15 protein-coding genes and 1 rRNA gene are annotated in these 13,759 nt (G+C 40.8%); 7 read left to right on the top strand and 9 right to left on the bottom strand.

Translation table 11 applies throughout. The features are described 5' to 3' along the window. Positions 1 to 73 (bottom strand): 16S ribosomal RNA (locus C2M30_RS19470); the annotation flags it as partial. A 585-nt stretch (positions 74 to 658) separates the two neighbouring features. Between C2M30_RS19470 and C2M30_RS19475 the strand changes: the two genes are divergently transcribed. Further along, positions 659 to 1,192 carry a gamma carbonic anhydrase family protein gene (locus tag C2M30_RS19475; RefSeq protein ID WP_105173008.1) on the top strand — a complete coding sequence of 178 codons (534 nt, stop codon included), beginning with the start codon at positions 659 to 661 and terminating at the stop codon, positions 1,190 to 1,192. Here the strand turns inward: C2M30_RS19475 and C2M30_RS19480 are convergent. Beyond that, on the bottom strand, positions 1,187 to 1,429 hold the full coding sequence (locus C2M30_RS19480; RefSeq protein ID WP_010561282.1) for a DUF1488 domain-containing protein: 243 nt from the start codon (positions 1,427 to 1,429) through the stop codon (positions 1,187 to 1,189). The two genes, C2M30_RS19475 and C2M30_RS19480, sit on opposite strands and share 6 nt — an antisense overlap. Continuing rightward, a complete protein-coding gene (aroE, locus tag C2M30_RS19485; protein WP_105173009.1) occupies positions 1,429 to 2,250 on the bottom strand; it encodes a shikimate dehydrogenase in 822 nt (273 codons plus the stop codon). Before aroE ends, C2M30_RS19480 begins: the two co-directional genes overlap by 1 nt. 47 nt (positions 2,251 to 2,297) lie before the next feature. Here aroE and C2M30_RS19490 point away from each other — a divergent pair, with 47 nt between their 5' ends. Both C2M30_RS19490 and C2M30_RS19495 read left to right on the top strand, forming a co-directional pair. Continuing rightward, positions 2,298 to 2,729 (top strand): group II truncated hemoglobin, encoded by a 432-nt coding sequence (locus C2M30_RS19490; protein WP_442792820.1) that lies wholly within the window; start codon positions 2,298 to 2,300, stop codon positions 2,727 to 2,729. Between the two features lie 85 nt (positions 2,730 to 2,814). Beyond that, positions 2,815 to 4,422, top strand: a complete 1,608-nt coding sequence (locus C2M30_RS19495; protein WP_105173011.1) for a methyl-accepting chemotaxis protein — start codon at positions 2,815 to 2,817, stop codon at positions 4,420 to 4,422. Positions 4,423 to 4,493: 71 nt separating this feature from the next. Here C2M30_RS19495 and hemF read toward each other — a convergent pair whose 3' ends face one another. From hemF to C2M30_RS19525, 6 genes are all read right to left on the bottom strand, one after another. Beyond that, positions 4,494 to 5,408, bottom strand: a complete 915-nt coding sequence (gene hemF, locus C2M30_RS19500) for an oxygen-dependent coproporphyrinogen oxidase (protein ID WP_105173012.1) — start codon at positions 5,406 to 5,408, stop codon at positions 4,494 to 4,496. Positions 5,409 to 5,410: 2 nt separating this feature from the next. Then, positions 5,411 to 5,974 (bottom strand): L-threonylcarbamoyladenylate synthase, encoded by a 564-nt coding sequence (locus tag C2M30_RS19505; protein WP_105173013.1) that lies wholly within the window; start codon positions 5,972 to 5,974, stop codon positions 5,411 to 5,413. Positions 5,975 to 5,987: 13 nt separating this feature from the next. After that, on the bottom strand, positions 5,988 to 6,545 hold the full coding sequence (locus C2M30_RS19510) for a DNA topoisomerase family protein (protein ID WP_105173014.1): 558 nt from the start codon (positions 6,543 to 6,545) through the stop codon (positions 5,988 to 5,990). A 78-nt stretch (positions 6,546 to 6,623) separates the two neighbouring features. Beyond that, complete coding sequence (locus C2M30_RS19515; protein ID WP_105173015.1) at positions 6,624 to 7,097, bottom strand: DUF494 family protein; 474 nt, start codon at positions 7,095 to 7,097, stop codon at positions 6,624 to 6,626. Position 7,098: 1 nt separating this feature from the next. Next, a complete protein-coding gene (gene dprA, locus C2M30_RS19520; RefSeq protein WP_105173016.1) occupies positions 7,099 to 8,190 on the bottom strand; it encodes a DNA-processing protein DprA in 1,092 nt (363 codons plus the stop codon). Positions 8,191 to 8,221: 31 nt separating this feature from the next. Continuing rightward, positions 8,222 to 9,328 carry a LysM peptidoglycan-binding domain-containing protein gene (locus C2M30_RS19525; RefSeq protein ID WP_105173017.1) on the bottom strand — a complete coding sequence of 369 codons (1,107 nt, stop codon included), beginning with the start codon at positions 9,326 to 9,328 and terminating at the stop codon, positions 8,222 to 8,224. 124 nt (positions 9,329 to 9,452) lie between these two features. Here C2M30_RS19525 and def point away from each other — a divergent pair, with 124 nt between their 5' ends. Genes def through trkA form a run of 4 tightly spaced genes read left to right on the top strand, consistent with a single transcriptional unit; the run spans position 9,453 to position 13,625 of the window. Next, a complete protein-coding gene (gene def, locus C2M30_RS19530) occupies positions 9,453 to 9,965 on the top strand; it encodes a peptide deformylase (RefSeq protein ID WP_100912359.1) in 513 nt (170 codons plus the stop codon). Between the two features lie 18 nt (positions 9,966 to 9,983). After that, positions 9,984 to 10,937 (top strand): methionyl-tRNA formyltransferase, encoded by a 954-nt coding sequence (fmt, locus tag C2M30_RS19535; protein ID WP_105173018.1) that lies wholly within the window; start codon positions 9,984 to 9,986, stop codon positions 10,935 to 10,937. Further along, positions 10,921 to 12,213, top strand: coding sequence for a 16S rRNA (cytosine(967)-C(5))-methyltransferase RsmB (gene rsmB / locus C2M30_RS19540; protein ID WP_105173019.1), 1,293 nt, complete (start codon positions 10,921 to 10,923; stop codon positions 12,211 to 12,213). Before fmt ends, rsmB begins: the two co-directional genes overlap by 17 nt. A gap of 35 nt (positions 12,214 to 12,248) precedes the next feature. Next, positions 12,249 to 13,625 (top strand): Trk system potassium transporter TrkA, encoded by a 1,377-nt coding sequence (gene trkA / locus C2M30_RS19545; RefSeq protein ID WP_010561295.1) that lies wholly within the window; start codon positions 12,249 to 12,251, stop codon positions 13,623 to 13,625. Positions 13,626 to 13,759: the final 134 nt, after the last annotated feature.

The raw sequence follows: 13,759 nt of genomic DNA on the forward strand, positions 1-13,759 counted from the left end.
GTTACCGCTCGACTTGCATGTGTTAGGCCTGCCGCCAGCGTTCAATCTGAGCCATGATCAAACTCTTCAATTAAAAGTGTTTTTGGACTTACGTCCGACTCAATGAATTCTGATTTTGATATCATAAAGATATCGAATTGACTGTGCTGAAATAAACTATGTTTATTTCCGTTGGTCACTCAGCTCAATTAAGTCTAAATTTTGTTACGCTTTAAAAGCGTATGTTAGAACTTAACCTGTACGAGTGCCCACACAGATGATTGCTTAAATTTTTAAAGAACAGTGCAAACAACTTTGTGTTTGCCGCGACGCTTCGTCGCTGTTAGGGCTGCGTATGTTACGCTTTCCTAATTTTTTGTCAACACTTAATTTTGATTATTTTCTTTTTATTTTGAAAACGTTCAAAACTCAGTTTTACTTGACTCAACCAACTCGTGATTCGCTGCTATGCTGCGTCGTTCCCCGTGTTGGTGGAGGCGCATTATAGAGAGATTTGATCTGAGCGCAACCCTTTTTTAAAGAAAATTTGTATTTTTTTACTGTTTGTTTGAAATAACAGCTAAAAGCCTTAAAAACATACATTTTCTGATCAGAAATTAACAAATCCGTTACTCTTCTCTATACTTTGCCTATCAATAAGCATGTAAATGGTAGCGTGATGACTATTAGAAGTTATAAAGGTGTAGAGCCAAAAATAAATTTAAATACCTATATAGACGAGTCGGCTGTATTAGTTGGCCAAATTGAAGTTGGTGCCGATTCAAGTATCTGGCCATTAGTTGCCGCACGCGGTGATGTTAACTATATAAAGATTGGTGAGCGTACTAATGTACAAGACGGGTCTGTGCTTCATGTAACGCGTAAAAGTAAATCCGTGCCAAATGGCTACCCGTTAATTATTGGCGATGATGTTACTATTGGTCACAAAGCCATGTTACATGGTTGCGTACTGGGAAACCGTATATTAGTTGGTATGGGTGCTATTATTATGGACAATGCAATTATTGAAGATGATGTGATTATTGGAGGAGGCTCATTAGTGCCACCTAATAAGACGTTAGAATCAGGTTATTTATATGTAGGTAGCCCAGTGAAGCAAGCCCGAAAGCTAACTGAAGCAGAATTAGCTTTCCTTAAAGTATCTGCTGATAACTACGTTATATTAAAGAATGAATACCTAGAAGAGCTATAAAAGCTCTTCTACTTCTATCTCACCTAGATCATTGTATAGTTCGTCTTCAATTGCGCTTTCAGCAATATCTTCGTAGTCGAACTTTTTACTTTCAAAGTCTTTTATAGCACTTTCTTTAGATTGCTTAGTTAAATAAAAGCAGGTAATCAACTGTCCACTTACCTGTGCAAAAAAGTTTATACGTTTTGCATCTTCTATGTATTCAACGCGGTCGACAAATAAAATAGACTGGTTCATTACAAAATTCCTGATTTTAGCTTTTCAATCACATTATCGGTTAACGGCCTAACACCTCGCCACACAAAAAATGCCTCAGCGGCTTGCCCCACCAGCATACCCGAACCATCTAGCGTTGTTGCGTTTGGGTTTATGCTGTTAACCCAATCATTAAATGAAGTGCTTTGTTGGCTATAAAACATATCGTATGCCAGTTCACACTGTGCAACAAAACGCTTAGAAATTGGCGGCACATCACCTGTTATACTTGCTGAAGTAGAGTTGATTACAATATCGTAGTCAATGTCAGGTTCGTGCTCGAAGCCATAGGCTTCGATATCACCATATTTTGCAAATTCGTCTCTTAAGGTTTGTGCTTTCGCTTTTGTTCTATTGATTACTGTTAGCTGAGCTGGATGTTGCTGTAATAGAGGTAGCAAGGCACCTCGTGCTGCGCCGCCTGCACCAATTACCAATACTCGCTTTGATTGCAGCGTAAAGTTATTACTTAAGATGTCGTTTACTAAGCCAATACCGTCTGTGTTATCACCTAGTAACGAACCATCTGAGCTAACCTTTATTGTATTAACTGCGCCCGCACATTTAGCTCGTTCCGAAAGCTCATCTACTAACGCAAATGCTTGCTCTTTGAATGGCACAGTCACATTTGCTCCCTTGCCACCACGTGCGACAAACTGCTCTACTGATTCCTTAAAGCCGTCAATCGGTGCTAAGATTGCGCTGTATTCGATTTGCTGATTTAGTTGGCTAGCAAACTCACTGTGAATTTTCGGTGATTTTGAGTGATTTATTGGGTTTCCGAATACAGCGTATTTATCCATTAGTTTTCTCGCATTGAGTTAGAGTTATGAAACAAATATTAAGACGTATGTTTGGCACAACGCAGACACAGAGTGAACCTCATCAATCTCCTTCACCTGAAACAACACCTTATATGCTAATGGGTGGTGAAAGCGGTGCTCGCGCGCTAGCAAATCGATTTTACGACATTATGGCAGAAGAAGAATACGCCAAACCATTATATGATATGCATCCTCAACCTTTAGATAGAATTAGACAAGTATTTTTCGAGTTTTTATCAGGTTGGCTTGGTGGGTCTGATTTATTTGTAGAGAAATACGGGCATCCTATGTTGCGAAAGCGTCATATGCCCTTCCCTATTGATCAAGACTTAAGAGATCAATGGATGTTTTGTATGAACAAAGCACTTGATATTGAAGTTGATAACCCCGTATTGCGCGAAGGACTTAAACAATCACTAGCGCAACTTGCGACACATATGATTAATCAGGGACGTTAACACTCACCATTAGATTGCGTTAAATCAATGCAGCTTCGTTGATAATTGCGCATACTCAGTTTACTTAGTGCTTGAGAAAACTGTTATGCGTCACCACTCTATTCAACACAAAATTTTTGCATTACTTACGGTTACGGGTATTTTGGTACTTGTTGCTAGCTTGCTTACTGGGCAAAAGCAACAAAGCGAACTTGCTCATCAAACCATTGAGCAAAATATAAAAATACTTGCCGACAACTATTTTGACTCGATAAACACCATGATGCTTACTGGCACTATGGCAAACCGAGAAATTTTGCGTCAAAAAATACTCAGTGAAGAACAGATAAAAGATATTCATATTATTCGCGGAGATAAAATAAATAAATTTTTTGGCCCCGGCGAAGCAAATCAAACACCACAAAACCAACAAGAAAACGAAGCTTTAAACGGCACCGAACAAATCCACTTTAGCAAAAGCGAAGACGGCAGCAATTTAATTACATACTTAAAACCAGTTGTTGCCAGTGAAAATTATCGCGGCACCAATTGTTTAGGTTGCCATCAAGCCACTGAAGGAGAAATACTCGGTGCGGTGAAAATCAGTTATTCACTTGATAAGGTAGATGCGGCAGTCACTCGTAATTCATGGATTAGCTTTGCCATTCTGACAACAATATTCGTTATTACCTTTGCTACACTTGGCTGGTTATTTAGAAAATTCTTAATTGAACGTCTTCGTGTAATTGGCAAATCAATGCGCTTAGCATCGCAAAATAACGATTTAACCATTCATGTGGAAGATAAAACCAATGATGAACTTGGACGTTTAGCAAATAACTTTAATTTAATGATGGCTGCATTTAAGGGAAATATTAGTCAGTTATCAGAGTCGTCCAAGGTGCTTATTCACAGCGCTGAAAAAATTTATGCATCAGCTGAAACAACAGAGCAGGCTATTAATCAGCAAAAACAAGGTACTGACTCAGTAGCTGCTGCAATTAACGAGTTAGAATCTTCGTCTTCTGAAGTACGCAATACTACACATTTTGCATCGGAGCGTTCAGATACCAGTAATCATCTTGCTGAAAGCAGTTTAGAAATTGCTGAAAGCACAGAAGAGAGCATTAACGGCCTTGCGTTAGAAGTACGCACTGCAGCAAAACAAGTCAGTGAGCTACAAAACCGGACATTAGAAGTTGGCAAAGTACTGGAAGTGATCAGTAACATTGCAGAACAAACTAACCTACTCGCGCTTAACGCAGCTATTGAAGCTGCACGGGCTGGTGAAGCTGGCAGAGGATTTGCTGTTGTTGCTGATGAAGTACGCACACTCGCAAATCGTACTCATGACTCAACCGATGAAATAAAGCGCACCATTGAGAATTTGCAATCTGAAGCGTTGGACACTGTAAATACCATGAATCGCTCTAGTGAAGATGCGGATCAACGAGCCGAGCAAGTAAAAAAAGTAGCGTTGGCGCTGAAAGATATTTCAGAGCATATGAAAGAAATTAACCAACTGAATACGCAAATTGCCGATGCAACAGAACAGCAGAACTTAGCGGCAGAAGAAATTAATCAGAGTGTGATTGCAATAAGTGATAACGCAGAGACCTCTCTTGTGGATGCCCATGAAAGCAAACAAGTAAGTGAAAGCTTATTATCGCTGGCAAGAGAGCTTGATCAGCAAGTACGTAAATTTAAATTATAAGCACAAAAAAAGCCGCAGAATTGCGGCTTTTTATTAACCTCTTATTTTTATGAAAAGTTATGAGGTTATTATTAAATTTGCAACCAATCCTTTGGCGACAAGTAATTCTCGTAGAGGTTGACTTCTAAGCTATTTGGCTCAGGTTTAAAGTCATACTCCCAACGCGCAAGCGGCGGCATCGACATTAAAATAGACTCAGTACGACCGCCAGTTTGTAACCCAAATAGCGTGCCTCTATCCCATACCAAATTAAATTCCACATAGCGACCACGGCGGTAGAGCTGGAATTCACGTTGCTGCTCGGTGTGCGGGAAGTCTTTGCGTTTTTCTACAATTGGTAAGTAAGCATCTAAGTAACCATTACCTACGGCACGCATAAAAGCAAAACAGCGGTCAAAGCCCCATTCATTTAAGTCATCAAAGAACAAACCGCCTACGCCACGGGTTTCACCACGGTGCTTTAAGTAAAAGTATTCGTCACACCATTTTTTGTAGTCATCATAAACGGTTTCACCGAATGGCAAACATAATTTACAGGCTTCTTGGTGCCAATGTTTTACGTCTTCAAGCACAGGGTAAAACGGTGTTAAGTCAAAACCACCACCAAACCACCAAATCGGGTCTTCACCTTCTTTTTCAGCAATAAAGAAACGAACATTGGCATGTGATGTGGGTACATGAGGGTTTTTTGGGTGAATAACTAACGATACACCGCATGCATGAAAACTTCGACCAGCAAGTTCTGGGCGATGTGCAGTAGCAGAAGCTGGCATTGATTCACCATACACATGAGAGAAATTCACTCCGCCTTGCTCTATTACGGCACCATCTTTGATCACTCGTGTGCGGCCGCCACCACCTTCTTCGCGTTGCCAAGCGTCTTCGACAAATTTAGCGCTACCATCAGCTTGCTCTAAAGCATCACAAATTTTGTCTTGTAAGGCCAATAAAAACTCTTTTACTACTTCTAAGTTAACGTGCGACATAATTACTCTCTAAACAACTTACCTGTAAATGCATCTTTAATCTGGCTTGGTTTGGTGTTGCCACCAAGTGCACCTTCAACATAAGCTGATACCTTATTGCCAAATGCACTTTTAGCTTCTTCTAATGTTAAAACAGGATCTTGCCCCGTTAGATTTGCGCTTGTTGATACTAATGGTTTACCAAACTCTTGGCATAACTGTTTTACTACTGGATGAGCAGTAACCCGAACTGCGATTGTATCAAACTGCCCCGTTAGCCATTTTGGTGTACTTTTTTTAGCTGGCATTACCCAAGTTACTGCTGCTGGCCACGACGAAAATATATCAGCGCGTTTATCCATGGGTATTTTATCATCATCGACATACTCTAACAGTTGACCATAGTTATCTGCGATAAGGATTAACCCTTTTTCTACTGGGCGTTGTTTTATATCTAATAGCTTCATTACCGCAGTTTCGCTGTCAGGATCACAACCCAAACCGTAAACGGCTTCTGTAGGGTAAACAATTACACCGTCACTATTAAGTGCAGAGACAATTGGGTTTTCTAATAACTCGTTACTCACAACTCACTCCAATTCATAACGAGACTTTGTGGTTACAATGCTTTTGTGGGCACTGTAACATTAAGCCTTTTGCTGTTTTTTTCTCAACCATCACTTGCCAACCACATTCAGGGCACGATTGTGCAACTGGTTTATTATTTAAAATATATTTGCATTTGGGGTACCCCCCACAGGAGTAAAATGTTTTACCCGATTTATTGCTGCGTTCAACTAGCTCAGACTTATTGCAGCTAGGGCAAATAGGTAATGACTCTTTAGATTCTTCTTGTGCGACATAATGGCACTCGGGAAAGTTAGTGCAGCCAATAAACATGCCAAAGCGGCCATTTTTTACTGCTAAAGGCGACTCACAAAGAGGACATTCGCTGTCATCAAGCACTTTAAGAAGTGTTTCATGGTGTTCGACTAATGGGCGAGTATAATCACAATTAGGATAATTATTGCATCCGACAAACGCACCTTTTTTACTGTGCTTCACACTCGTTTCAGAGCCACACTTCGGACACACTTCATGCTCTTTTTCTAAAGCATGTTCGTGAACAGAAAATAAAGAATGATCAATTTTGCTCATAATTGTCAAAACGCAGGCGTAAATTTCGCAGAATTATACCATGCAAGCCTTGGCAAGATGCAAATTTAAACATTCTCGCTAGTGAATGGTACCGTTTTGCTCTTCAAACAATAGATCTTCCATTTGCGCATAGGCAATTTCTTTGCCTGGCACGTTAAACAACACCATTAGCACAACCCACTTTAAATCATCTAATTCGATAATGTCTTTATCAAGCGCAAAAATACGATCGATCACCATCTCACGCGTGGTTGTGTCGATAACCGAAATTTGCTCCAAAAACATTAAAAAGCCACGACAAGTCAGATCCAGTTTGTCGCATTCTTGCTGCGTATAAATACGTACTGACTTGCCAGGAACGCGATTTAAGTAAGGGCATTCATCGCTGTGTTGTAGATCTGCTAATTGCTCAAGCCAATCGAGCGCTTTATAAATTTCTCGATGATTAAACCCGGCTCGTAATAATTCATCTGTTAATTCACTTTGTTCAACGAAAATTTCTGTTTCACTGTGAATATAGTTCTCAAACAAGTACATGAGGATATCAAACATTTCAACTCCTCCCTATTCGGGTGTAACCATCTAGTACACGAACAACTTGACCAGATAGCTCTAGATCTAATAATCGGGATAGCAATTCATCCATTTGAATCCCTGAAAGTTGTTGTAATTTATCTACTGACGTCACTTCAAAAGTTAGGTGCTCTAAAACAGAATCTGAAATCACATTTTTTTCAGTCTCATCTACTTTATATAGACAACTTTTTGGTAAAACGCTTAATTCTGAAAAAATATCATCGCAATTCTCTATTAATTTAGCGCCTTGTTTTATTAACGCATGACACCCTTTTGCTAATTCGTTATACACAGAACCAGGTACAGCAAAGACTTCCCGATTTTGCTCTAGCGCAAACTTTGCGGTAATCAGTGAACCGCTCTTTTGCTCTGCTTCAACTACAATGACTCCCATGGAAATCCCTGAAATAATGCGATTTCTACGTGGAAAATTTGCCGCTTGTGCGAGAGTTCCTGGTTTATACTCTGAAATTAACAAGCCATGCTCTGAAATGTTCTCATACAATTTACTCGCACGTTTGGGGTAGCATAGGTCAACGCCAGTACCGAGTACTGCAATAGTTTTACCATTTGCTTGCAATGCGCCTTGGTGCGCACAACTATCAATACCTCGGGCCATACCAGAAACAACACAGAATTCATTAATCGCTAGACTATGCGCTATATCAAAACTGACTTGCCTGCCGGTTTCAGTTGCATTTCTAGAACCAACAATTGCCAACTTAGGTGAGTCAAGTAATTGGATATCACCTTTACAAAAAAGCACCAAGGGTGGAGCGGGAATTTCTTTTAGTAATGCGGGATAATCAGAATGAGATAAATGGATAATTTGAATGTTTAACACTTCGCATTGTTGAATAATTGAATCAACTTGCTGCCATTCAAAAGTTTTAATGGCGTTGGCTACTGCAGATTTGAGTCCTAATTCGCATAGTTCGTTACACGAGCGAGAGAAAAGCGCTTCGAAGCTTGTATGCGTTAGTAACTGTTTAGCAGTTTGAAAGCCTATTCCTTTAATCAAATAAAAAGCGAGCCAATATTCAAGCTCGCTTCGTGTAGTTCTTTGCATCTTCCCTCCTTAGAAGACGCGCCAAATATTTTTAGTTATCTACATGGATTGTGTCGCCAACACGAACAGGTTCTAATGTTTTAGTAACGATCGCATAACTTACTTTATCGTAAACTTTAAACACCATTAATTCGCCAACTTTCTCTTTTGGCATCTCCCATTCTCGGCTGTCTTCTCCGTCACCAAAAATACTCATTGCTCGTTCATATCGTGAAGCAGAATCTTTATATTTAGGTCCATCTTTGCCTACTACAACTGTAGGTGATGCTCTGCGAATGTCCAATATATGGCCAGGTTTAAGCGAATTAACTTCACCGCGGTTAATTACAACCACATCCATAGTACTAAATTCACGTAGCTTAGAAGTAGTATCAATAATCGTTCCCGAGATTGCAGAATCGGGACGTTGCATCATAAAGAAAGCTGGTAAGGTTTGCCCTTCTAACGCTGGCATTAAGAAGTCACCTTGGCGAACTTCTCGTTTTACATTTTTTACACGAACAGATGCAGGTACGGCACTTGCTTCATCACCGGTTCTAAACGCACGGCCTGTACCAACTAAAATAGCTTCGTGACCTAGCACTTCGTCTGTATCTGGATCAATATAAGGGTCACCTTGACGATAGATGCCATAGTACTGTGAACGCTCTAAATTGCCTTTCACGTAAATAATATGGTCTGTCTTCATATTTTTTACGCTGTGGTTTGCACCTAAAACAACTGGCCTTGCGTCGATATCTTCTTTATCTAAAGCTTGCTCATAGGTTAGGAAAGGACGAATCACTTCCAAAGGTAAGGTTGGAATAGCATCACCTTTTTTCATAGTTTTACGTACACCCGGAGACAATCGCTTAAACTTTTGATTAATCACAAGCATTGGACGACCCTGTGAATCATAAACTAATGACAGTTTATCACCTGGGTAGATAAGATGAGGGTTATCAATTTGTGGATTAAGGCGCCATAGCTCAGGCCATAACCATGGCTGATCAAGATAAATGGCTGAGATATCCCAAAGGGTATCGCCTTTTTCTACAACATATTCTTTCGGGGCGTCCTTTCTGATCTGAAGCACATCAGCAAGAGTTGGAAACGCCATAGTTAATGCGACTATCGCAGCTGTCAGCTTTTTGACCATAACTAGCTTCCTTGAGCTGTTTTTTATTATTATTTACTTAAACCTGTAAAAGGTGAAGACAAATGGCTAAAATAAAAACATATCATAATTTGATGATTTTCGCATAGTTAAAATTAAGGTAAATATGGCTATTTTAGAAGTTTTACGCTTTCCAGACGAGAGATTACGCACAGTCGCACAAGAAGTTGCGCAAATTAATGATGATACTAAGAAAATTGTATCAGACATGCTTGAAACCATGTATGACGAAAACGGCATTGGTTTAGCCGCAACGCAAGTTGACATCCACCAGCGCATCGTTGTTATTGACGTATCTGAAGAAGGTGACGAGCCTTTGGTACTCATTAATCCAGAAATCATCAAAAAAGATGGCAGTAAAATTAGCGAAGAAGGCTGTTTGTCAGTACCAGGTTCTTATGCAAAAGTAGACCGCGCAGAAACGGTTACAATTAAAGCGTTTGATGAGAATGGCAACCAATATGAAAAAGATGCTGATGGCTTGCTTGCTGTATGTATTCAACATGAATTAGACCATCTAAAAGGCGTACTTTTCATCGATTACCTTTCACCTTTAAAGCGTCAACGTATTCGTAAAAAGCTAGAAAAAGAAGCAAAATTAGCAGCTCGTGCTGGCTAACCTACCTGGAGTTAAAACTTGAGCAAGCCTTTAAAAATTGTATTTGCGGGTACCCCTGATTTTGCCGCGCAGCACCTCGATGCTTTAATAAAATCGCACCATGATGTGATCGCCGTTTACAGTCAGCCAGACCGCCCTGCTGGACGCGGAAAAAAGCTAAAAGCAAGTGAAGTAAAACAACTGGCTTTAACCCATGACATTCCAGTGTACCAGCCAGAGAATTTTAAGTCAGACGATGCCAAGCAGCAGTTAGCTGATTTGAATGCGGATATTATGGTAGTGGTTGCGTATGGCCTACTACTACCAAAAGCAGTTTTGGAAACACCTAAACTAGGCTGTATCAATGTGCATGGTTCAATTTTACCTCGCTGGCGTGGTGCTGCACCGATTCAACGCGCTATCTGGGCTGGTGATGCCGAAACAGGTGTAACCATTATGCAAATGGATGAAGGTTTAGATACCGGTGATATGATTTCCATAGCCACCTGTCCAATTGAGGCGGCAGATACAAGTGCAAGCCTTTACAGCAAGCTTGCTGAACTTGGTCCCACAGCACTCATCGACACGTTAGCCACAATTGCCGATGGCACTGCAACTCCTGAAAAGCAAAATGATGAGCTTGCCAACTATGCGAAAAAGCTAAGCAAAGAAGAAGCGAATATCGATTGGCACATGCCTGCCCAACAAATCGAACGCAATATACGCGCATTTAACCCTTGGCCAATTTGTTTTACGCAAATGCAAGGAAACACTGTAAAGATATATGCTGCTGAATTAGTTGAAAACACTGGTAACCCGGGTGAAATATTAGCAGCTGATAAAACAGGCATTACCGTTGCGACCACTGAAGGCGCGCTAAAGATCACGCAGCTTCAACCACAAGGTAAAAAGCCAATGTCGGCACAAGATTTTTTAAATGGTCGTGCTGATTGGGTAGCGGTTGGTTCAACTTTAGGTGACAACAATGAGTAGTGTTCGCGCTTATGCAGCTGAAACACTGCACCTTGTGGTTGATAAAGGCCATTCATTGTCGCAAGTATTGCCAAGGTACTCTGATAAACTACCGCCAAAAGAACGCCCGCTTTTACAGCAACTTTGCTATGGCGTATTACGCTACTTACCAAGCTTAGAAAACTACTGTTCTCACTTGCTTGAAAAACCATTGAAAGGCAAGCAACGTCCTTTCCAATTTTTGCTTTATGTGGGTATTTATCAACTTCAGCATATGCGTATTCCTGCACATGCTGCACTTGATGAAACAGTAAATGCGGTTAAAACAATGCGTGCACCAGGCCTTAAAGGCTTAGTAAACGCAGTACTGCGTAACTTTCAGCGCCGCCAAAGCGAGCTGGAAAATTTAGCCGACCAAATTGACGCCTGTAAATACAACCACCCTGGTTGGTTCTTGAATAAGCTAAAAGCTGCTTACCCAAATAACTGGCAAGATATTGTTGAAGCAAACCAAGTACAAGCACCAATGTGGCTGCGCGTTAATGGCAACTACCATTCGCCTAAAGCATATCGAGATTTACTGCTTGATGCAGATATTGAAGCACATTTAGTTGATCAGTTTGATGATGCGCTAGTACTTGAAAATGCCGTTGATGTATTTAAATTACCTGGCTTCGAATTAGGCCATAGCTCAGTACAAGATGGTGCAGCACAACTTGCAGCTAGGTTACTCGAGCCAAAAGATGGCGAAAAAATTCTTGATGCTTGCGCAGCGCCTGGTGGTAAAACATGCCATATTTTGGAGCTAGCAGAGTGTGATGTTACCGCCCTTGACCATGACGCAACCCGTCTTGAACGCGTACAACAAAACCTAGAACGTATTGGCCTAAGTGCAAAGCTAATTAGTGCCGATGCCAGTCAACCCGACGACTGGTGGGATGGCGAGCAATTTGACCGTATTTTGTTAGATGTTCCCTGCTCTGCAACTGGTGTAATTCGTCGTCACCCTGATATTAAGTGGTTACGCCGAGCGTCTGATATTGAGCAACTTGCACAATTACAAAAGCAAATACTTGATCAAATCTGGCCATTATTAAAATCTGGTGGCACATTGGTGTATGCAACATGTTCTGTTTTACCGGAAGAAAATACCGACCAGATAAAACAGTTTTTAGCACAGCATGCTGATGCTAAGCATATCGCACTCAATTTAGCAGATACCATCGAACAACCAGGCTGGCAATTACTACCAGATGAGCATGATGGCTTCTTCTACGCGAAAATTGAAAAATTATAATTAAGGCGAAGCTCGCCAACTAAGCGATTGACAGTATGAAAATTATCATTTTAGGTGCCGGACAAGTTGGCGGCACCTTAGCAGAAAACCTTGTCGGTGAGAAAAACGAAATCACCGTGGTTGATATTAATCGAGAAAAGCTACGCGTATTACAGGACAAATATGACCTGCAAGTCGTATCAGGCCACAGCGCTCACCCTGAAATATTACGCCAAGCAGGTGCAGAAGATGCCGATATGATTATCGCCGTTACTAGCTCTGACGAAGTTAATATGATTGCCTGTCAAATCGCTTACAGTATTTTTAATACGCCAACAAAAATAGCGCGTATTCGCTCTGAGCAATACCTCAAATACAAAGAGCAGCTATTCCATAATCATGACCTACCGGTTGATCACTACATTGCACCAGAACAACTGGTGACCCGTTACATTCATCGTTTAATTGACTACCCAGGGGCACTGCAAGTACTGCAATTTGCCGAAGGTAAACTATCACTAGTAGCGGTAAAAGCGTATTACGGTGGTTTACTTGTTGGTTATGCACTATCAGCACTAAAAAAACACATCCCTAATGTGGAAACACGCGTTGCTGCAATTTACCGAAAAGGTAGACCAATTAAACCGCTTGGTACTACCGTAATTGAAGCCGATGACGAAATCTTTTTCGTTGCAGCAACGAAACATATTCGCGCGGTCATGAGTGAACTGCAAAAACTTGAACAATCGTACAAAAAAATAATGATTGTAGGTGGCGGTAATATCGGTGCGGGTCTCGCCCGCACGCTAGAAAAAAGCCACAGCGTAAAACTAATTGAACGCAACCCAGAACGAGCAGAGTACTTATCAGGCAGACTTGATCGTACCGTGGTTTTTTGTGGCGATGCATCAGACCAAGAACTGTTATCAGAAGAGCATATCGAACAAGTTGATGTGTTTATTGCCGTTACTAACGACGATGAAGCAAACATCATGTCTGCCATGCTAGCAAAACGCATGGGCGCACAAAAAACCATGGTGTTAATTCAACGTGGCGCATACGTTGACCTAGTGCAAGGTGGTGAAATTGATATTGCTATTTCTCCACAACAAGCAACTATTTCAGCCTTGCTAACGCATGTCCGACGCGGTGATATTGTTAACGTATACTCGCTGCGTAAAGGCGCTGCAGAAGCAATTGAAGCGGTTGCGCATGGTGATGAAAACACCTCGAAAGTTGTCGGCAGAGCGATTCAAGACATTAAATTACCAGCAGGCACAACCATTGGTGCAATCGTCCGAAACGATGACGTGTTAATTGCCCATGACGATACAGTGATCCTCTCTGGTGACCACGTCATTATGTTCCTTATCGATAAAAAGCAAATTCACGTAGTTGAAAAACTGTTCCAAGTAAGTGCTATTTTCTTATAAATTTAAAGTAAAGATAGCACTTCATTACAAAGGTTTATTTATAAGCATTTCATTATAATTTCTGTTTATTTATTAACCTTTCGTTACATTATTGACTATTTACTCTAACTTGGAGCTAATAGGGGTACACATGA

The organism is Pseudoalteromonas sp. T1lg24, from assembly GCF_002964745.1.
Classification (GTDB): Bacteria; Pseudomonadota; Gammaproteobacteria; order Enterobacterales; family Alteromonadaceae; genus Pseudoalteromonas; species Pseudoalteromonas spongiae.